General features: G+C 69.0%; 16 protein-coding genes. 1 reads left to right on the plus strand and 15 read right to left on the minus strand.

The window, feature by feature from the left end; translation table 11 throughout:
• Positions 1–57: 57 nt before the first annotated feature.
• The 13 genes from FCI23_RS00450 to FCI23_RS00510 form a co-directional block, all read right to left on the minus strand.
• Positions 58–849, minus strand: a complete 792-nt coding sequence (locus FCI23_RS00450; protein WP_136721404.1) for a TIGR03936 family radical SAM-associated protein — start codon at positions 847–849, stop codon at positions 58–60.
• 102 nt (positions 850–951) lie between these two features.
• Complete coding sequence (locus FCI23_RS00455; protein WP_169316643.1) at positions 952–1,482, minus strand: GNAT family N-acetyltransferase; 531 nt, start codon at positions 1,480–1,482, stop codon at positions 952–954.
• Between the two features lie 112 nt (positions 1,483–1,594).
• Positions 1,595–3,520 carry a TIGR03960 family B12-binding radical SAM protein gene (locus FCI23_RS00460; protein WP_136721405.1) on the minus strand — a complete coding sequence of 642 codons (1,926 nt, stop codon included), beginning with the start codon at positions 3,518–3,520 and terminating at the stop codon, positions 1,595–1,597.
• A 120-nt stretch (positions 3,521–3,640) separates the two neighbouring features.
• Entirely contained in the window at positions 3,641–5,164 is a 1,524-nt protein-coding gene (locus FCI23_RS00465; RefSeq protein WP_136721406.1) for a CYTH and CHAD domain-containing protein, read from the minus strand.
• A gap of 106 nt (positions 5,165–5,270) precedes the next feature.
• A complete protein-coding gene (gene rodA, locus FCI23_RS00470) occupies positions 5,271–6,470 on the minus strand; it encodes a rod shape-determining protein RodA (RefSeq protein ID WP_136721407.1) in 1,200 nt (399 codons plus the stop codon).
• Entirely contained in the window at positions 6,467–8,671 is a 2,205-nt protein-coding gene (gene mrdA, locus FCI23_RS00475) for a penicillin-binding protein 2 (RefSeq protein ID WP_136721408.1), read from the minus strand. The genes rodA and mrdA overlap by 4 nt, the downstream gene beginning before the upstream one ends.
• Positions 8,668–9,282 carry a rod shape-determining protein MreD gene (mreD, locus tag FCI23_RS00480; RefSeq protein WP_136721409.1) on the minus strand — a complete coding sequence of 205 codons (615 nt, stop codon included), beginning with the start codon at positions 9,280–9,282 and terminating at the stop codon, positions 8,668–8,670. The genes mrdA and mreD overlap by 4 nt, the downstream gene beginning before the upstream one ends.
• Positions 9,283–9,361: 79 nt before the next feature.
• Entirely contained in the window at positions 9,362–10,303 is a 942-nt protein-coding gene (gene mreC / locus FCI23_RS00485; protein WP_136721410.1) for a rod shape-determining protein MreC, read from the minus strand.
• A 136-nt stretch (positions 10,304–10,439) separates the two neighbouring features.
• Positions 10,440–11,459 carry a rod shape-determining protein gene (locus tag FCI23_RS00490; protein ID WP_136721691.1) on the minus strand — a complete coding sequence of 340 codons (1,020 nt, stop codon included), beginning with the start codon at positions 11,457–11,459 and terminating at the stop codon, positions 10,440–10,442.
• 290 nt (positions 11,460–11,749) lie between these two features.
• Positions 11,750–12,163, minus strand: coding sequence for a nucleoside-diphosphate kinase (gene ndk, locus FCI23_RS00495; RefSeq protein WP_136721411.1), 414 nt, complete (start codon positions 12,161–12,163; stop codon positions 11,750–11,752).
• Positions 12,164–12,363: 200 nt separating this feature from the next.
• Positions 12,364–12,699 carry a DUF4233 domain-containing protein gene (locus FCI23_RS00500; RefSeq protein ID WP_136721412.1) on the minus strand — a complete coding sequence of 112 codons (336 nt, stop codon included), beginning with the start codon at positions 12,697–12,699 and terminating at the stop codon, positions 12,364–12,366.
• Between the two features lie 11 nt (positions 12,700–12,710).
• Positions 12,711–14,195 (minus strand): bifunctional tetrahydrofolate synthase/dihydrofolate synthase, encoded by a 1,485-nt coding sequence (gene folC / locus FCI23_RS00505; protein ID WP_407645896.1) that lies wholly within the window; start codon positions 14,193–14,195, stop codon positions 12,711–12,713.
• Positions 14,196–14,528: 333 nt separating this feature from the next.
• Positions 14,529–17,168, minus strand: a complete 2,640-nt coding sequence (locus FCI23_RS00510) for a valine--tRNA ligase (RefSeq protein WP_136721414.1) — start codon at positions 17,166–17,168, stop codon at positions 14,529–14,531.
• Positions 17,169–17,277: 109 nt separating this feature from the next.
• On the opposite strand from FCI23_RS00510, the gene FCI23_RS00515 reads away from it, so the two are divergent.
• The gene (locus FCI23_RS00515) at positions 17,278–18,333 is read left to right on the plus strand and encodes a hypothetical protein (protein ID WP_136721415.1); all 1,056 of its coding nucleotides are present in this window, start codon (positions 17,278–17,280) and stop codon (positions 18,331–18,333) included.
• A 79-nt stretch (positions 18,334–18,412) separates the two neighbouring features.
• On the opposite strand, the gene clpX is transcribed toward FCI23_RS00515, so the two are convergent.
• Together clpX and FCI23_RS00525 are read right to left on the minus strand one after the other, a co-directional pair.
• A complete protein-coding gene (clpX, locus tag FCI23_RS00520; protein ID WP_136721416.1) occupies positions 18,413–19,696 on the minus strand; it encodes an ATP-dependent Clp protease ATP-binding subunit ClpX in 1,284 nt (427 codons plus the stop codon).
• Positions 19,697–19,872: 176 nt separating this feature from the next.
• Complete coding sequence (locus tag FCI23_RS00525) at positions 19,873–20,547, minus strand: ATP-dependent Clp protease proteolytic subunit (RefSeq protein ID WP_136721693.1); 675 nt, start codon at positions 20,545–20,547, stop codon at positions 19,873–19,875.
• Between the last annotated feature and the right edge of the window lie 31 nt (positions 20,548–20,578).

Consider the following 20,578-nt stretch of genomic DNA (forward strand, 5'->3'; position numbering starts at 1 on the left):
CACGGGAGCTGTCGTATAGCTCGTCGGCACCGTCCTGACGGGCCGACGAAAGTCTCGTCAGTTGAGACGACGTGTCTGCGCGGAACCTTCCGGCACCGTCTCGGCATCGCGATCAGGCGCGAGCGGATCGGTGACCGTGCCGGTCTCCTCGTCGAGCGGCCCCTGCGCCAGCCTGGTCACCGCTACGGGGACCGGCGGCGCGAGGTCGGCCATCACACGGAGGCCGGACAGGACGTCGTCGGGTCGCACGGCAGGTGTCAAATGCCGAACAACCAGCCGCAGTATCGCACAAGCACCGGCCCGGGGCCTATCGGCACCCTGTTCGAATGCATCCCAGCCGGTACCGGCGACCTGCTCATCCACCATTTCAAGTCGTGCCACAGCTCCGCGCGAGTCGAAGACGCGGACGCCGTTCTTCGTCATCCGCTCCACCTCGACGGCCTCCGCCGCCAGGAACGCGGCGATCGCGCGCCCGGCCTCGGCCGGTTCGACGCCGTCCAGCCGCAGCTGCCACACCGACGCCTGCAACCGCTCGGCCAGGCCCGGAGTACGGGCCTCCACCGCGTCCGTGATGTCCAGGCCGGCCGGGAGCGACTCATCGAGCAGTATCCGCAACTTCTCCGGGTCCCGGGCCTCCGCCAGCGCGATCTCGAGGTATTCCGCCTCGCTGCCGACGCCGGTCGGTGCGGCATTGGCGTACGACACCTTCGGGTGCGGGGTGAAGCCCGCCGAGTACGCCATCGGCACTTCGGCCCGGCGCAGCGCCCGCTCGAAGGCGCGCTGAAAATCGCGGTGGCTGGTGAACCGGAGGCGGCCACGCTTGGTGTAGCGCAGACGAACGCGCTGCACCGTGGGTGCTGGTGGTGGGCCTTCGGGCTGTCGCTTGCCCAGTGTCGTTCAGTCCCTCGTGGTTGCGGCGCCCCGTGCGGGGCTTCTGTGTCACGCTCCAGGTTACGCGTCCCCGGTCGGTACCCAGAATCGCAGCATGCCGTGCAGCTCGTCCTCCAGTACGCCGCCGCACGCCTCGATGACCCTGCGGGACGCGATGTTCCCCGGCTCGCAGGTGACCAGGGCCCGGTCGATGCCCAGGCCCCGGACGATCGGCAGCGCCTCGCGGAGCATCGCGGTCGCATGGCCCCTGCGCCGGGCGGAGGGGCGTACGTCGTACCCGAGGTGGCCGCCGTACTCGCGCAGGAAACGGCTGCCGAGGGTGTGCCGGATGACGAGGCGGCCGAGGTAGGTGTCGCCGTCCGCGTACCAGAGGGAGGTGCGCGGGACCGCGGGGTCCGGGGCGAGGGCGTTCAGCCGGGCGATGTACTGCGCGAAGACCTCCGGGTCGTGCCAGGTGTCGCCGTATGTGCGCAGCGCGCGCCCGATCGTCGAGTCGTCGTCGGGTCCGCCGCGCCCTTCGCCGCGGAACTCCGCCAGCGCGGCGACGTAGGAGGCGTGGACCCGGATGTGGGGGGCGATCAGCTGCGGCACCCCGCCATGGTGACGGAAGAGGCCCCGGTCCGGCCAACCGGTCACGCGTCGGCCAAGGGCCGGGGCCCGTACTTCGTTCGAGTGAGCGGCGCGCGGCCGCTTACTTCACCACTTACTTCACCACTGTGAGCGGCAGCAGTTTCTTGCCCGTCGGCCCGACCTGGATCTCGGTCTGCATGGAGGGGCAGACACCGCAGTCGAAGCACGGGGTCCAGCGGCAGTCCTCGACCTCGGTCTCGTCGAGGGCGTCCTGCCAGTCCGCCCAGAGCCAGTCCTTGTCGAGGCCCGAGTCCAAGTGGTCCCAGGGCAGGACCTCTTCGTAGGTGCGCTCGCGGGTCGTGTACCAGGCGAGGTCAACGCCCTGCCCGGGGAGCGCCTTCTCGACGGAGCGGATCCAGCGGTCGTAGCTGAAGTGCTCGCGCCAGCCGTCGAAACGGCCACCGTCCTCGTACACGGCGCGGATAACGGCGCCGACCCGGCGGTCACCCCGGGAGAGCAGGCCCTCGATGATGCCGGGCTTGCCGTCGTGGTAGCGGTAGCCGATGTTCTTGCCGTACTTGCGGTCGCTTCGGATGGCGTCGCGCAGCTTGAGAAGCCGGGCGTCGGTCTCCTCGACACCCAACTGCGGGGCCCACTGGAAGGGGGTGTGCGGCTTGGGGACGAAGCCGCCGATGGAGACAGTGCAGCGGATGTCGTTCTGGCCGGTGACCTCGCGGCCCTTCTGGATGACGGCCTTCGCCATGTCGGCGATCTGGAGGACGTCCTCGTCGGTCTCGGTCGGGAGGCCGGCCATGAAGTAGAGCTTCACCTGGCGCCAGCCGTTGCCGTACGCGGTGGCGACGGTCCGGATCAGATCCTCTTCGGAGACCATCTTGTTGATGACCTTGCGGATCCGCTCGCTGCCGCCCTCGGGGGCGAAGGTGAGGCCGGAGCGCCGGCCGTTGCGGGTGAGCTCGTTGGCGAGGTCGATATTGAAGGCGTCCACGCGGGTGGAGGGGAGGGAGAGCCCGATCTTGTCCTGCGTGTAGCGGTCCGCGAGGCCCTTGGCCACCTCGGCGATCTCGCTGTGGTCGGCCGAGGAGAGGGAGAGTAGGCCGACCTCTTCGAAGCCGGTCGCCTTGAGGCCCTTCTCCACCATCTCGCCGATGCCGGTGATGCTTCGCTCCCGCACGGGGCGCGTGATCATGCCGGCCTGGCAGAAACGGCAGCCCCGGGTGCAGCCACGGAAGATCTCCACCGACATCCGCTCATGGACGGTCTCGGCGAGCGGCACCAGCGGCTGCTTGGGGTACGGCCACTCGTCGAGGTCCATCACGGTGTGCTTGGACACCCGCCACGGCACGCCGGAGCGGTTGGGAACAACACGGGCGATCCGGCCGTCGGCCAGGTACTCGACGTCGTAGAACTTCGGGACGTACACCCCGCCGGTCCGGGCGAGCCGGAACAGCAGCTCGTCACGGCCGCCGGGGCGTCCCTCGGTCTTCCAGGCCCGGATGAGGCCGGTGATCTCCAGGACGGCCTGCTCGCCGTCGCCGATGACAGCGGCGTCGAGGAAGTCCGCGATGGGCTCGGGGTTGAACGCGGCATGGCCGCCGGCGAGCACGATCGGGTCGTCGGCGGTGCGGTCCTTCGCCTCCAGCGGGATGCCGGCGAGGTCGAGAGCGGTGAGCATGTTGGTGTAGCCGAGCTCGGTGGAGAAGCTCAGCCCGAACACGTCGAAGGCCTTCACCGGGCGGTGCGCGTCGACCGTGAACTGGGGCACGTTGTGCTCGCGCATCAGCGCTTCCAGGTCCGGCCAGACGCTGTACGTGCGCTCGGCGAGGACGCCCTCCCGCTCGTTCAGCACTTCGTAGAGGATCATGACGCCCTGGTTGGGCAGCCCGACCTCGTACGCGTCCGGATACATCAGCGACCAGCGCACATCGCAGGAATCCCAGTCCTTGACGGTGGAGTTCAGCTCGCCACCGACGTACTGGATGGGCTTCTGGACGTGCGGAAGAAGCGCTTCCAGGCGGGGGAAGACGGACTCGACAGGCATGTGGAGTGTCTTTCGTGTGCTGGCTGGGGGGATCCCCCGGTCGAAAGCGGGGGGGCGGGTGACCATCCAGCCTAACGTGTCCGGCTGCCCACCCGGACCGGCACCGAGACGCCGGGGCCGCTACCCGGCGAGCTTGCCGCGGTTCGCCTTGCTCCAGGCCTTGGGGAGCCGCGCCTCGACATCGGCGGCGATCTTCCGCTCCGCTTGGACCAGCGCCTCGTACGCCTGCTGGCTCTCGCCCGCCGCGGCGGCCTGTACGGCGACGCCGACGATGGCCTGGCGGCAGATCACGCTGTCCTGGTGCTCGCCGAGCAGTTGCGCGATGGATTTCATCCGCCGGGTGTGTTTCTGTGCGGGCTTACCGAGTACCGGCCGGGCCGCCTCCGAGCTGTAGCGGGCGCGCTTGGCGGCCTTACGGGCGTCATGGAGCGCCACGTCGCGTTCCCTGCCCGGGTCGATGGCGAGGGCGGTCGCGATGCGGCGGCCCAGGCGACGGTGGTCGCGCCGGACCACCTTGGCGACCGCCTTCCGGGCCGGGGCCTTGGCGGCGCCCCGCAGGGGCGGCTCGGCGAGGAGGGCGTCGAGCCGGTCCAGGAGAGTGAAGTAGCGGGTGCCGTTCAGCTCGCGCAGCAGCTCTCCGCGGGCTTCCGGGTGGGCGGCGGCGAGCGTGCCGAGCAGGCGGCGGCGGACGGCGTCGGTGGCGAGTTCCGGGGGCAGCCCGGCGAGGCGGGCGGCGATCCGTTCGGCGAGTACCTCGCGGTCGCGTTCCACGCCGAGGACCCCGGCGAGCCACTTCAGCTCATCGCCGACCGGGTCGGTGACGGCGCGGTCCAACTGGCGGCCGAAGCTCTTGAGCGCGCTGCGCAGCCGCCGGGTGGAGACCCGCATCTGGTGGACGGCGTCCTCCTCGTCACGTCGCACCTGCGGATCGTAGACGGCGATGGCCCTGACCTGCGCGTGGAGGTAGGCGAGTGCGGTGTCGCCGGCGCTGTGCAGCACGCCGGGCGGCTCGGGCGGGCGGACGGCGCCGGCGAGGCGGTCGCCGAGGGCGCGGGCCAATTTGGAGGGCGAGGTGGAGCGGTGCAGCCCTGCGTGGGCGAGGCGTTCCTCGATCGCGTCGAGGAGCTTCGGCCTGCCGCCCAGGAGTTCGACCTCGGTCTCGTTCCATGCGGTGGCGGTGACACTTCCCCGGACGAGCAGGACCTGCGCGGTGACATGGTCGTAGGCGATCTCCGCGAGGGGGCTGCCGTCGTCGTCGACCAGATGGACGCGGCGCCGGTCGTTCTTGATCCGTACGACGGGGATCAGGGCATGTCCCCGGGTGAACACCGCGACCTCGTCGGCCAGTTCCGCGGGCACGGCCCTTGCGCCCTTGCCGAGCGGGGCGTGCACTTCGGTGCGGGTGTCGGCTCCGTCCGCGGGCAGTTTCAGATGCCACCCGGCGTCATCACCGCCGGTGCGGCGGCGCAGCGTGATCCGGCGTACGGCCAGCCGCAGGTCTGCCGTGTCGAAGTAGACCGCGTCCAGCTTCGCGGGCTCCAGCTCCCGTACTCCCGCGACCCCGGGCAGTCCGGCGAGATCGGGCGCCTCTACCCGACCCTCCGATTCATACTTACGTTCGATTTCCTGCATGCGCTTGCCCATGTCTGAAAACGTAATCGCGCGTTCAGCCTCCCGCAATAGCGCGTTAGCCCAGGCCCGGGCCGCCCCGCCCACGCCGGGGAGGCGGCACCCGGGCCTGCCCCGGGCCCTACGCCGATATGGGCCGCTGCATACGTACCGCCTGGAGCAAACCGATGGCGACCCAGACAGCGAACATGGAGGAGCCGCCGTAGGAGACGAAGGGCAGCGGGAGGCCGGCGACGGGCATGATGCCCAGGGTCATGCCGATGTTCTCGAAGGCCTGGAAGGCGAACCAGGCGATGATGCCGGCGGCGACGATGGTGCCGTAGAGGTCGGTGGCGTCCCGGGCGATCTTGCAGGCACGCCACAGGACGATGCCGAGAAGGACGATGATGATCGCGGCGCCGACGAAGCCGAGCTCCTCCCCCGCCACGGTGAAGACGAAGTCGGTCTGCTGCTCGGGGACGAACTGGCCGGTGGTCTGGGTGCCGTGGAAGAGGCCCTTGCCGAGGAGGCCGCCGGAACCGATGGCGATGCGGGCCTGGTTGGTGTTGTAGCCGACACCTGATGGGTCGAGGGCGGGGTTGGCGAAGGCGGCGAAGCGGTCGATCTGGTACTGGCCGAGGATATGCAGCTTCCAGACCACCACCGCGCCGGAGCAGCCGGCGCCGATCAGACCGAGGACCCAGCGGTTGGAGGCGCCGGAGGCGAGCAGCACCCCGAGCACGGTCACCGTCATCACCATCACCGAGCCGAGGTCGGGCATCCCCATGATGATCGCCATGGGGACGGCCGCCCAGCAGAGGGACTGCGCGACGGTGCGGTGATCCGGGTGCAGCCGGTCGCCCGCGTCGACCTGGGCGGACAACAGGCTGGCCATCGCCAGAATTATGGTGATCTTGGCGAACTCGGACGGCTGGAGAGAGAAGCCGCCGCCCAGCACGATCCAGTTGCGGTTGCCGTTGATCGTGGCACCCAGCGGTGACAGGACCGCCAGCAGCAGGAGCAGCACGAACCCGTACAGGAAGGGCACGGCCACCCGCAGCCGGCGGTGGCCGAGCGCCACCGTACCGACCGCCAGGCCCATCCCGATCGCGGCGTTCAACAGGTGCCTGACCAGGAAGTAGTACTGGTCGCCATGGGTGAGCGAGGTACGGCCGCGGGTCGCGGAGTAGACGAGCAGGCTGCCGATGAGGGAGAGGGCGACGGCGGCGGCCAGCAGCATCCAGTCCATCCGGCGCGCTATCGAGTCGCGGGCCAGAAGCCTGCCGAAGGTACCGCGCTCGGGGCTGAACCGCCGGATGGCGTAACCGCTGGCGGTGGTCATGACCAGTACCGCCTTCCGAGCAGTAGCTTCTCGTTGCGGTCGGGGGTGAGGGCGGCGAGTACGGTGCCCTGGCCGGTGCCCTGGGAAACAGGCGCCGAGGGGATCGCGAAGGACACCTGGGCGACCGTGCCGTCGGCGGTGATCTTGGGGAGCTTGGTCGTGGCCTGCGGGAGCAGCGCCTTCTTGCTGTCGATCGAGCCGTCGCTCTGGATTCCGTACATCGCTTCGTAGATCTTGCGGACGGCGTTGCCGGAACCGCCGGAGCCGGTGCCGCCCTGCGAGATCGTCATGACGACCGCGTAGTCCTTGGTGTACGTGGCGAACCACGAGGTGGTCTGCTTGCCCTGGACCTCAGCGGTACCGGTCTTGGCGTGCAGGGTGATCTTGTTCTGCGGCCAGCCGCCGAACTTCCAGGCGGCGGTACCGCCGGTGACCACGCCGGCCAGCGCCTGGTTTATGTACTTCAGGGTCTCCTTGTTGTCCGGCAGCTTGCCCTTCACCTGGGGCTTGATCTGCTGCACGGTTTTGCCGTCGGCGCTGATGACCGCCTTGCCGATGCTCGGCTGGTAGAGGGTGCCGCCGTTGCTGATGGCGGAGTAGATCATGGCTTCCTGGATCGGGGTGAGCAGCGTGTCGCCCTGCCCGATCGCGTAGTTGACCGAGTCACCGGCGCGCATCACATAGCCGTCCACGCAGTTCTCGCGGGCGATCTGGGCGGCGTAGGACTGGTCCTTGCTTTTGGCGACCTTGCACCAGTAGGTCTTGTTGGCGTCGTAGTACGCCTGCTTCCACTGGCGGTCGGGGACCCGGCCGGTGACCTCGCCCGGCAGGTCGATGCCGGTCGTGGCGCCAAGGCCGAATTCCTTGGCCGTCTTGTAGAACCAGTCCTTGGGGTGCTTGACCGGCTTGGTGCCGCCGTCCTTGAGCCACTCCTTGTAGGCCAGGCCGTAGAAGACGGTGTCGCAGGAGATCTCCAGCGCCTTGCCGAGGTTGATGCCGCCGAAGCTCTCGCCCTCGAAGTTCTTGAAGACCCGGCCGCCGATGGTCATCGAGGAGGTGCAGGGATAGCTGCCGTTCAGCGGGTAGCCCGCCTGGACCGCGGCGGAGGTCGAGACCACCTTGAAGGTGGAGCCGGGGGCCGACTGACCCTGTATGGCCCGGTTCAGCAGCGGGTAGTTGGAGGACTTGCCGGTCAACTGCTTGTAGTTCTTGGCGGAGATGCCGCCGACCCAGACGTTGGGGTCGTACGTGGGCGCGCTGGCCATCGCGACGACATGGCCGGTGTGCACGTCCATCACCACGACGGCGCCGGAATCGGCCTTGTAGTAGCTGTTGGTGACCTTGTCATAGGTCTTGCGGGCGTCCGTCATCGCCTGGTTCAGCTCCTTCTCGGCGACGGCCTGGACGCGCGAGTCGATGCTGGTGACGACGCTGCTGCCGGGCGTGGCGGCGGTGTCACCGGCCTTGCCGATGATGCGGCCGAGATTGTCCACCTGGTAGCGGGTGACGCCGGCCTTGCCGCGCAGCTGGGAGTCGTACGTACGCTCCAGGCCGGAGCGGCCGATCTGGTCGGAGCGGAGCAGCGGGGTGCTCGTCTTCTCCGACGCGGTGAGCTCGGTGTCGGTGACGGGTGAGAGGTAGCCGAGCACCTGGGAGGCGTTGGCGCCGCTGGGTGAGGGGTAGCGCCGTACGGCGGTGGGCTCAGCGGTTATGCCGGGGAAGTCCTCGCGGCGCTCCATGATCTGCAGCGCCTGCTGGGTGGTGGCTTTGTCGGTGACCGGGATGGGCTGGTACGGGGAGCCGTTCCAGCACGGCTTGGGGGTCTTGGCGTCGCAGAGCCGGACCTTGTTCATCGCGTCCTGGGGCTTCATGCCGAGGACTGCGGCGAGCCGGGTGAGGACGGCCTTGCCGCCGTCGCTCTGCTTGAGCAGATCGGTGCGGCTGGCGGAGACGACGAGACGGGTCTCGTTGTCGGCGAGCGGAATGCCCTTGTCGTCGAGGATCGAGCCGCGCACCGCGGGGGTGACGACATCCTGGACGTTGTTGCTGGCGGCTTCGGTCGCGTACTGGTTGCCGTTGCGGATCTGCAGATACCACAGGCGCCCGCCGAGGGTACCGAGGAGGGAGAGGACCAGGACCTGCAGAATGATCAGCCGGATGGTGACCCTGGAGGTGCGTCCGGTCTCGGGAATGTTGCTCACAGTCGCCGTCCTCCCTTGGCCAACGGGCCAACCTTGCCGAGCAGACCTGAACGCGCGCCGCTGATCCGGCCCGGGCTCGGTCCGTAGCCGCCGGCCGTGTCCTCGCCGAGCGGGTCGTTGTCGAATCTGCGGGCCAGGGCCATGATCCAAGGGACGGTGAAGGGCGCGAGCAGCAGGTCGTAGAGGGCCGCAGTGAACAGCAGCTTGCCCACGCCGACATGCTGGGCCGCGGTGTCGCCGACCATGGCCCCGACAACCGAGTAGAGCACTGTGGTGCCGATCGCGGCGGCCACGACGACGAGCATCGGGCCGGCGGCGGAGCGCAGCCGGCCGTTCTCCGGTCTGGCCAGGCCCGCGAGGTAGCCGATGACGCACAGCACGAGGGCATAGCGCCCGGCGGCGTGGTCGGCGGGTGGGGCGAGGTCGGCGAGCAGGCCGGCGGCAAAGCCGACGAGGCAGCCGCCGACGGGGCCGTAGGCGAGGGCCAGCCCGAGGACGGTGAGCAGCAGCAGGTCGGGGACGGCGCCGGGCAGGTGGAGCCGGGCCAGCACGCTGACCTGGACCACGAGGGCGACCACGACGAGGACGGCGGAGAGCACGACACGTTTCACCGGGTCCCCCCTGGGGCCGGGGTCGGGGAGCGATGGGGCGTGGGGTCCGCCGGTGCGGGGATGCGCAGCGATCGCATGGTCAGTTCCTCGCGGTGCTGGAGGCGGAAGGACCGGCTCCAGGGCTCTGGGTGACGGTGACCGTCACCGTCGGGGCGGGGGTGGGCTTGGCGGGGAGCACCGCGTCGCGCGGGTCGGTGCGCGGAGCCTCGACGACGACACCGACGATGTCCAGGCTGGTGAAGCCGACGAACGGCTGGACCTGCACGGTGCGGGTGAGGCTGCCGCCGGCCGGGTCGACCTCGATGATCCGGCCGACCGGTACGCCGGGCACGAACGGCTTGCCGGCCTGTGAGCCGAAGGTGACCAGCCGGTCGCCCTTCTTGACCTTCGCCTTGCCGTTGAGCAGCTGCACGCGCATGGCGCGGTTGCCCTGGCCGGTGGCGAAGCCCAGCTCGGAGGTCTTCTCCAGGCGGGTGCCCACGGTGAAATCGGGGTCGCAGGCGAGCAGCACGGTGGCGGTGGACGGTCCGACGGTGGTGACCCGGCCGACGAGTCCGTCGCCATTGAGGACGGTCATGTCGCGCTGGATGCCGTCGTTGCTGCCGGCGTCGATGGTGACCGTCCAGGAGAAGCCCTGGGCGGCTCCTATGGCGATCACCTGGGCGCCCTTGACCTTGTACTGGCCGGCGGCCGCCGTCTTCAGCAGGCTGTCGAGCTCGCGCGCCTTGTTGCGGTTGATGTCCTTGCTGCCGAGCTCCTGCTTGAGCTGCGCGTTCTGCCGCTCCAGCTCACTGATCCGGCTGTTGCGGCCGCCGGAGTCGCGTACCGCCGCTATGGCGTTGCCGACCGGGTCGACCACACCGGCCACCCCGTTTTCGACCGGTCCGAAAACGGTGGCCGCGACCTGGCGGGCGCCGTCGAGCGGCGACTGCTCGCCACCGCGGATGTCCACGGTGATCAGCGCGAACGCGATCGCCACCAGCAGCACCAGCAGAAGCCGGCTCTCTCGTGTGTCCCTCACGGGGGCGGGTCCGTGCCTTCCTCGTCAGAGCCTGTGTGCGCATGTGTGCACTTGTGTGCCGGAGATAGAACGATCCGGCGTACGGACGGGCAGTCCCGGAGGGACCGCCGTCACCCGTACAGGGGGTGGTACGAACTCATCTGCGCGGCGATGCGTCCAGTACCTGCTGAAGCGCGTCGAACTCCTCGACACACTTGCCCGCGCCGAGCGCGACGCAGTCGAGCGGATTCTCGGCGATGTGGATCGGCATGCCCGTCTCGAAGCGCAGCCGCTCGTCCAGGCCGCGCAGCAGTGCACCACCGCCGGCCAGGACGATGCCGCGGTCCATGATGTCGCCGGACAGCTCGGGAGGGCACTTGTCGAGCGTGGTCTTGACCGCGTCGACGATCGCGTTGACCGGTTCCTCGATCGCCTTGCGGACCTCGGTGGCCGAGATCACGACGGTCTTGGGGAGCCCGCTGACCAGGTCGCGGCCGCGGATCTCGGTGTGCTCCTCCTCCTTCAGGTCGAAGGCGGAGCCGACGGTCAGCTTGATCTGCTCGGCCGTACGCTCACCGAGCAGCAGGCTGTACTCCTTCTTGATGTGCTGGATGATCGCGTTGTCCAGCTCGTCCCCGGCGACCCGGATCGACTGTGCCGTGACGATTCCCCCGAGGGAGATCACAGCCACCTCGGTGGTGCCGCCGCCGATGTCCACCACCATGTTGCCGGTGGCCTCGTGGACCGGGAGCCCGGAGCCGATCGCGGCGGCCATCGGTTCCTCAATGATGTGCACGGTGCGGGCGCCGGCCTGGGTGGACGCCTCGATGACGGCGCGGCGCTCGACTCCGGTGATGCCGGACGGGACGCAGACGACCACCCGGGGGCGGGCCATCCAGCGCCTCTTGTGAATCTTCAGGATGAAGTAGCGCAGCATGCGCTCGGTGATCTCGAAGTCCGCGATCACGCCGTCCTTGAGCGGGCGCACCGCGACGATATTGCCGGGGGTCCGGCCGATCATCTTCTTGGCCTCGGCGCCGACCGCCAGGATGCCGCCGGTGTTGGTGTTGATGGCGACGACAGAGGGCTCGTTGAGGACGATCCCGCGACCCCTGACGTACACCAGCGTATTGGCGGTCCCGAGGTCGACAGCCATATCACGGCCGATGAACGACATGTTGTTCGCCATGAGGATACGTCTGGCCTTCCCGAGCAGGAGCGATGGGGGGAGTGAGGGCACGGCGGATGCGCTGCGTGCGGAGAGATGAAGCGGAGGACTCCATCGTAGTCGCGCCCGCCGGGGCACGGGGTCTCAGGGTTCCGTCGCCATTGTCATCAGAACACACAGCTGTCCCCAGTAATGGTGACGTCGTGTCGGCAGAATTGGTTCCCCAACGGCTTCGCGTTATGCGAATGGGCGGACGAAAAATTTCCGGCCGCCCATTGAGCTGATCGGGCGTCAGCCCGTCAGGCAAGGCCCGGGTAGAAAATCTTGATCTCACGCTCGGCGGACTCCTCGGAGTCCGAGGCGTGGATGAGATTCTCCCGCACGATCGTCCCGAAGTCCCCCCGGATGGAGCCAGGGGCAGCCGCGATCGGGTCGGTCGGCCCGGCCAGGGCGCGTACGCCCGCGATGACGCTCTCGCCCTCGACGACGAGCACGGCCACCGGGCCGGAGAGCATGAACTCCATCAGCGGCTCATAGAAGGGCCGGCCCACATGTTCGGCGTAATGGGCCTCCAGGGTGGCCCGGTCCAGCTTGCGCAACTCCAACGCGGTGATCGTCCAGTCGGCCTTGCGTTCGATACGGCCGATGATCTCGCCGATCAGGCCGCGCCGGACGGCATCAGGCTTCAGCAGGACCAGGGTGCGCTGGCTCACGGTGGGGACTCCAAAATTTCTGACGATCACGGCGGGTTACGCCGCACGATACCGGGCGCATATAAGAGCCCGGCACCGGGATCCGCTTTCTCCGATCAGGCCGCGGCTAATCGCCTCGGGATCAACCGCGCGTCGGCGGGGACAACACGGATACGGGCGCCATGTACGGCAAGTCAACCATTCGGCACCGGCAACGGCCGTCAAGCCGCTTGCGCCGCGTGCCGGGCCTTGGCCTCGTCAATCTTCCGGCCGTAGCGGATCGACGCCCACCACAGCGCCGCGAAGACGGCGCCGAGGAAGAACATCGTGGGCAGGACGAAACCGCTCGCGACCAGACCGGCTTGGAGCACCCAGCCGGCCGTCAGGCCGCCGGGACGGGTGATGACGCCGCACAGCAGCACACACAGCACCATGGCGATGCCACTCACCATCCACACAGTGCCGACCGAGAGGCCGGGCTGTTTCATCGCGACCAGACCGGCGAAACCGATCACAAAGAATTCACCGATCAAAGTGCTCGCGCACAGGGTCCGCATCGCCGCTCACTTCACTTCCGGCCCAGCAGCAGCCGGGCCTCTCCTACGGTGATTACCGAGCCGGTGATCAGCACACCGGCCCCCGCGAACTCGCCCTGCTCCTCGGCAAGCGTGATCGCCGCCTCGATCGCGTCATCCAGCTGCGACTCGACCTGAACCCGGTCGTCGCCGAAAACCTCGACCGCGATGCCCGCGAGCTCATCCACGTCCATGGCCCGGAACGACGAATTCTGGGTCACCACGATCTCGGCGCAGACCGGCTCAAGGGCTTCCAGGAGGCCCTTCACATCCTTGTCCGCGCTCGCGCCGACCACCCCGACCAGATGGGTGAAGCCGAACGACTCCTCCACCGCCGCCGCTGCGGCCCGCGCGCCCGCCGGATTGTGCGCCGCGTCCAGGACAACGGTCGGGCCACGGCGCACGATCTCCAGCCGGCCCGGCGAGGTGACATTCGCGAAGGCACCGCGGACGGTGTCGATGTCCAGGGGTCGAACCTGCGTACTTCCGATCCCGAAGAATGCCTCCACCGCCGCCAGTGCCACCGCCGCATTGTGCGCCTGGTGCTCGCCGTGCAGCGGCAGGAAGATCTGCTCGTACTCGCCGCCCAGCCCCCGCAGCGTCAGCAGCTGGCCGCCGACGGCGACCTCGCGGTGCGCGACGCCGAACTCCATGCCCTCGCGGGCGACGGTGGCGTCGACCTCGACCGCGCGCTTGAGCAGCACCTGCGCGGCCTCCCCCGGCTGCTGGGCGAGGACGGCGGTCGCGTCCTTCTTGACGATGCCGGCCTTCTCCACCGCGATCTCGCCGGGCGTCGAGCCCAGCCGGTCGGTGTGGTCCAGCGCGATCGGGGTGACGACGGCGACGGAGCCGTCCACGACATTCGTCGCGTCCCAGCCGCCGCCCATGCCGACCTCGACGACCGCCACATCGACCGGCGCATCCGCGAAGGCGGCGTAGGCCATGCCGGTGAGCACCTCGAAGAATGACATCCGGTGGGGCTGGGAACCGTCGACCATCTCGATGTACGGCTGGAGGTCCCGGTACGTCTCAATGAACTTCTCGGGGTCGATCGGCGCCCCGTCCAGGCTGATCCGCTCGGTCACCGACTGCACATGTGGGCTGGTGTACCGGCCGGTGCGCAGCTCGAACCCGAGCAGCAGCTGCTCGATCATGCGGGCGGTGCTGGTCTTGCCGTTGGTGCCGGTGATGTGGATGGACGGGTACGAGCGCTGTGGATCGCCGAGGATGTCCATCAGCGCATTCATCCGGTCGAGTGACGGCTCGAGCTTCGTCTCCTGCCACCGCCCGGCCAGCTCGGCCTCGACCTCGCGCAGCGCCTTGTCGACCTCGGGGTCCTTGGGACGGGTGGGGAGCGCGTCGTCCTGCGGGACGGCGGCGGTCGCCCGCAGAGTGCGGCTGCCCGCCTCGATCACCGCCAGGTCGGCCTCCCGGACGGGCTCGGCGTTGTGGTCGTCGTTATCGGGGCGATTGCTCACGCACACAGTCTACGAACGTCTCGGGGCGACGGACGCCACGGCGTCCCTGCGCGGGGCGATCACCGGGGTCCGGATACCCCGTATCCAGCCGTGCGGGCACCACCGGCCCGACGCCGGGTCGCGGTCCGCAACGGCGCCGGACTGCGCCACCGCGCCTCGCACCGCCGCGGCGGAAAAGGATGACGGCAACGCCGTCTCCGCACCCCAGCCGCGCCCACGCCCGGGCCGGGCCCGTTCGGACACCGCCGGGCTGCGGCATCGCACCTCACGCCGCCGCGGCGGAAAAGCTCAGGGGGTACGGGGTCGTCCCCGTACCCCCCGAACCGCGCGGGGTCAGCCCTGCGGAAGGGCCGCCAGTTGCGCGGTGATGCGCTCGATGTCGGCCTCGGCGGCCGACAGCCGGATGCGGATCTTCTCCACCACCGGCTCCGGGGCCTTGGCCAGGAACGCCTCGTTGCCCAGCTTGACCATGGCCTGGGCCTTCTCCTTCTCGGCGGCTGCCAGATCCTTCGCCAGGCGCTTGCGCTCCGCCTCGACGTCGATCACGCCCGAGAGGTCGAGGGCGACCGTCGCCCCGGCCACCGGGAGGGTGGCGGTGGCGGCGAAGCTCTCGCCCTCCGGCTGGAGCCGCAGTAGCTGCCGGATCGCGGGCTCATGGGCGGCGAGCCGGGTGCCCATGAGGTCGAGCCGGGCCGGGACCTTCTGGCCGGGCTGGAGGCCCTGATCGGCGCGGAACCGGCGCACCTCGGTGACCAGCTGCTGCACCGCGGCGATCTCCCGCTCGGCGGCCGCGTCACGGAAGCCGCTGTCGGCCGGCCAGTCGGCGATGACGACGGACTCGCGACCGGTGAGGGTCGTCCACAGCGTCTCGGTGACGAAGGGGACGATCGGGTGCAGCAGCCGCAGCGTGACGTCCAGGACCTCACCGAGGACCCGGCGCGAGACGTCCGCCGCCTCGCCGCCCGCGGCGAACGTGGTCTTGGAGAGCTCGACGTACCAGTCGAAGACCTCGTCCCAGGCGAAGTGGAAGAGGGCGTCGCTGAGCTTGGCGAACTGGTAGTCCTCGTAGTACGCGTCGACCTCGGCGAGCACGCTGTTCAGCCGCGAGAGGATCCACCGGTCGGTGGACGACAGCTGCCCGGCGGGCGGAAGGGCGCCCTCCACCGTGGCGCCGTTCATGAGGGCGAAGCGCGTCGCGTTCCAGAGCTTGTTTGCGAAGTTGCGCGAGCCCTGGACCCAGTCCTCGCCGATGGGGACGTCCACGCCCGGGTTGGCGCCGCGGGCGAGGGTGAAGCGGACGGCGTCGGAGCCGTAGGTGTCCATCCAGTCCAGCGGGTTGACCGCGTTGCCGAACGACTTCGACATCTTCTTGCCGAACTGGTCGCGGACCATGCCGTGCAGGGCGATGGTGTGGAACGGCGGGGTGCCGTCCATCGCGTAGAGGCCGAACATCATCATCCGGGCGACCCAGAAGAAGAGGATGTCGTAGCCGGTGAGCAGGACGGAGTTCGGGTAGAACTTCGCGAGGCTCTCGGTCTGCTCGGGCCAGCCGAGGGTCGAGAACGGCCACAGGCCGGAGGAGAACCAGGTGTCCAGGACATCGGTGTCCTGCGTCCACCCGTCGCTCTCGCCGCCCGGCGGCTGCTCGTCGGGGCCGACGCAGACGACCTCGCCATTCGGGCCGTACCAGACCGGGATGCGGTGGCCCCACCACAGCTGACGTGAGATGCACCAGTCGTGGAGGTTGTCGACCCAGCCGAAGTAGCGGGACTCCATCTCCTTCGGGTGGATCCTCACCCGGCCGTCGCGGACCGCGTCGCCGGCCGCCTTCGCCAGCGGGCCGACCTTGACCCACCACTGCAGCGACAGCCGCGGCTCGATGGTGGTCTTGCACCGCGAGCAGTGGCCGACCGAGTGGGGGTACGGGCGCTTCTCGGCGACGATCCGGCCGTCGGCACGCAGTGCGGCGACGATCGCGGACCGGGCCTCCAGCCGGTCCAGGCCCTGGAAGGGGCCGTGAGCGGTAATGACCGCGTGCTCGTCCATGACGGTGAGATTTGACAGGTTGTGGCGCTGGCCGATCTCGAAGTCGTTCGGGTCGTGCGCCGGGGTGACCTTGACCGCGCCGGTGCCGAACGCCGGGTCGACATGCTTGTCGGCGACGACCGGAATACGGCGGCCGGTGAGCGGCAGCTCGATCTCGGTGCCGACGAGGTGCGCGTACCGCTCGTCCTCGGGGTGGACTGCGACGGCGGTGTCACCGAGCATCGTCTCCGCACGGGTCGTCGCGACGACGATGGACGCGTCCCCCTCGCCGTAGCGGATGGAGACCAGCTCGCCGTCATCCTCCTGGTACTCCACCTCGATGTCGGAGATGGCGGTGAGGCAGCGCGGGCACCAGTTGATGATGCGCTCGGCGCGGTAGATCAGCTCATCGTCGTACAGCTTCTTGAAGATCGTCTGGACGGCCTGGGACAGCCCCTCGTCCATGGTGAAGCGCTCACGCGACCAGTCCACGCCGTCGCCGAGGCGGCGCATCTGCCCGGAGATCTGGCCCCCGGACTCCGTCTTCCACCGCCACACACGCTCGACGAACGCCTCCCGCCCCAGGTCGTGGCGGGAAACGCCCTCCTTGGCGAGCTCGCGCTCCACGACGTTCTGGGTGGCGATACCGGCGTGGTCCATACCGGGCTGCCACAGCGTCTCGTAGCCCTGCATGCGCTTGCGGCGGGTGAGGGCATCGATCAGCGTGTGCTCGAAGGCATGGCCCAGGTGAAGGCTGCCGGTGACATTCGGCGGTGGGATGACGATGGTGTACGGCGGCCGGTCGCTCTTCGCGTCGGCCCCGAAGTAACCGCGCTCTACCCAGCGCTCGTACAGCTGCCCCTCTACCTCGGCCGGCGCGTATTGGGTCGGCAGTTCGGGGGTGCTGTTCGGCCCGCTCGCGGGGCGCTGCTGAGTGTTGTCGGTCACGACGGTCAGTGTAAGGGGGGAGCTACCCGGCTTACGAACTGCTTAATGGTTCCCCCATGGTGACGCGGTCATGCCCTCCCCGGGGCGGCGGATCGGGGAGGATGCTCGTATGAGCTACAACCAGCCGCCGCCACAGCCCGGTTACGGCGGCCAGCCGCGACCTGACCCCTACGGTTACGGTCCGGCGCAGCCCAAGCCCGACCCTTACGGCTACGGCCCGCCGCAGCCGAGGCCCGACCCTTACGGTTACGGTCCGGCGCAGCCCGCGCCCGACCCTTACGGCTACGGTCCGGCGGAGCCCGGGCCGTCCGCCTCCTACCTGCAGCAGCCCGGCGGCTACGCCTACCCGCCGCAGGAGCAGCAGCCGGGGCCGTACGACACCCAGCCGCAGCCCGGCTACGCGGACACGTACGGGAACACGTACGGATACGGGCAGCAGCAGCCGGTCGCATACGACCAGCCGCGGCAAGCCTACGCCCCGCCGGACGCCGGCTACGGCTCCCCTTCCCGGGCGCGGGGCGGCCGGACGGCCGGCATCGTCATAGGCACGGTCGCTGCGGTCGCGGCCATCGGCGGCGGCGTCTTCGCGCTCCTGGGCGGCGGATTCGGTGGCAGCGGGCAGTTCACGCTCACCACCCCGGCCACGGTCGCCAGTGTTTTCCAGCGCCAGGGCGCGGGCAAGGACGACAGCGCCCTTACGGCGGCCCAGCAGGCGGACCTCAAACAGTTGCCGAGCATCACCAACGCGCACTTCGTCTCGGCGAACTACGAGTCCACCGCGAAGAGTCCGCTGCAGTTCACCGGCCTCTACGGCCAGATCGCCAACCCGGCGGCGGCTGTGGCCGCGGTCTTTGTGCTGATGCAGAAGGAAGACCTGGACAACCAGAACATCCAAGCCGTCGGCAGCCCCCAGCAGGTCGCGCCGGTCGGTCTCGACAACGGCGCGCTCATGCAGTGCCAGGCCTTCAATATCACCAAAGCGGCCTCGGCCACCGCCGCCGCCTCCACCCTGACCCTCCCGGCCTGTGCCTGGGCCGACTCCAGCACCGTCGGCTTCGTCATCGCCGCCGACCCGCTGACGGCCCTGTCCGGCACCACCAACATCAACGGCGCGGCGGAGACGACCGCCAAAGTGCGCTTGGACGCCCGGGTGGAGATCGGATAGGCGGCACCGCGGGTCCGCTCTATGCGGAGGGGGCGCCCGGCAGCTGCCGGGCGCCACCTCCGCGTTCGTCCTACGAGCGCTACGCGCTCTTCTGCTCGCCCTTGCCGACGATGCGCGGCTCGCGCGGCACCAGTGTCGGGTTCACGTTGGAGCGCACGACCTCGTCGGTGATGACGACCCGGGCGACATCCTTGCGGGACGGTACCTCGTACATCGCGGACATCAGCACCTCCTCGATGATGGCGCGCAGCCCGCGCGCCCCGGTCTGGCGGAGGATGGCCTGGTCGGCGATGGCTTCCAGCGCGGGGCGCTCGAACTCCAGCTCCACACCGTCGAGTTCGAAGAGCCGCTGGTACTGCTTGACGATCGCGTTGCGCGGCTCCACCAGGATCTGGAGCAGCGCCTCGCGGTCGAGGTTGTGCACGGAGGTGATGACCGGGAGGCGGCCGATGAACTCGGGGATCATCCCGAACTTCACCAGATCCTCGGGCATGACGTCGGAGAACTTGTCGGCGGCCTCGATCTCGCGCTTGGAGCGGATGGTGGCGCCGAAGCCGATGCCCTTGGCACCGGCGCGGGACTCGACGATCTTCTCCAGGCCGGAGAAGGCGCCGCCCACGATGAACAGGACGTTCGTCGTGTCGATCTGGATGAACTCCTGGTGCGGGTGCTTGCGCCCGCCCTGCGGCGGCACGGAGGCCGTGGTGCCCTCAAGGATCTTGAGCAGCGCCTGCTGAACGCCTTCGCCGGAGACATCGCGGGTGATCGACGGATTCTCGCTCTTGCGGGCGACCTTGTCGATCTCGTCGATGTAGATGATCCCGGTCTCGGCCTTCTTGACGTCGTAGTCGGCCGCCTGGATCAGCTTGAGCAGGATGTTCTCGACGTCCTCGCCGACATAGCCCGCCTCGGTCAGCGCGGTGGCGTCCGCGATGGCGAACGGCACATTGAGCATCCGGGCCAGAGTCTGGGCCAGCAGGGTCTTGCCGGAGCCGGTGGGGCCGAGGAGGAGGATGTTGGACTTGGCCAGCTCGATGGAGTCCTCATGGCCCCGGCCGGTGTTCTCGCCGGCTTGGACGCGCTTGTAGTGGTTGTACACCGCGACCGAGAGCGACTTCTTCGCCGGCTCCTGGCCGACGACATAGCTCTCGAGGAACTCATAGATCTCGCGCGGCTTGGGAAGGTCCTCCCAGCGTACTTCGGAGGACTCGGCGAGCTCCTCCTCGATGATCTCGTTGCAGAGATCGATGCACTCGTCGCAGATGTACACACCGGGCCCTGCGATGAGCTTCTTCACCTGCTTCTGGCTCTTTCCGCAGAACGAGCACTTGAGCAGGTCGCCGCCATCACCGATGCGTGCCACGAGGTGCTTCCCCTTCGCCTGGGTCCCGCCAGTTCGACGGATCCTGGAGCTTGCGCTGGAGCTTCTCCGGGGGACGATCCCCCAGGCCCCCTTTGACGGTACCTTGCCGGGCCCCCCGTACGGGCCCCCCTTGAACGTACTGGCCGTCCAAGGAGGGCATAGCCCGAAATCGTACGTCAGACTGCGGCGGAACTCTTGCGGGTCGAGATGATCTGGTCTACGAGGCCGTACGAGAGGGCTTCCTCGGCTGTGAGGATCTTGTCCCGCTCGATGTCGTCCCGAACCTGTTCGATCGGGGTATTGGAGTGCTTGGCCAGCAGCTCCTCGAGCTGCGAGCGCATCCGGAGGATCTCGTTGGCCGCGATCTCCAGGTCGGAGAGCTGGGCCCGGCCCGTCTCGCTGGACGGCTGGTGGATCAGCACCCGGGCGTTGGGCAGCGCCATCCGCTTGCCGGGAGTACCGGCGGCGAGGAGCACGGCGGCGGCGGAGGCCGCCTGGCCCATGCAGACCGTCTGGATGTCCGGCTTCACGAACTGCATCGTGTCGTAGATCGCGGTGAGCGCGGTGAACGAGCCGCCAGGCGAGTTGATGTAGATCGAGATGTCGCGGTCCGGGTCCATCGACTCCAGGCACAGCAGCTGGGCCATGACGTCGTTCGCCGAGGCGTCATCGACCTGGACGCCGAGGAAGATGACCCGCTCCTCGAAGAGCTTGGCATAGGGGTCGTACTCACGGACGCCCTGGGAGGTCCGCTCCACGAAGCGGGGCACGACATAGCGTGACTCCACTCCGAGGGAGCGCAGTGCGTCAGCGCCGCCCTGCCGCAGGTCACTACCGGGGAAGCTGTTCATGATGGTGTTCACCGTCCTGATGACGATCGAT

The organism is Actinacidiphila oryziradicis (assembly GCF_005047355.1).
In the GTDB taxonomy this organism is placed as follows: Bacteria; Actinomycetota; Actinomycetes; order Streptomycetales; family Streptomycetaceae; genus Actinacidiphila; species Actinacidiphila oryziradicis.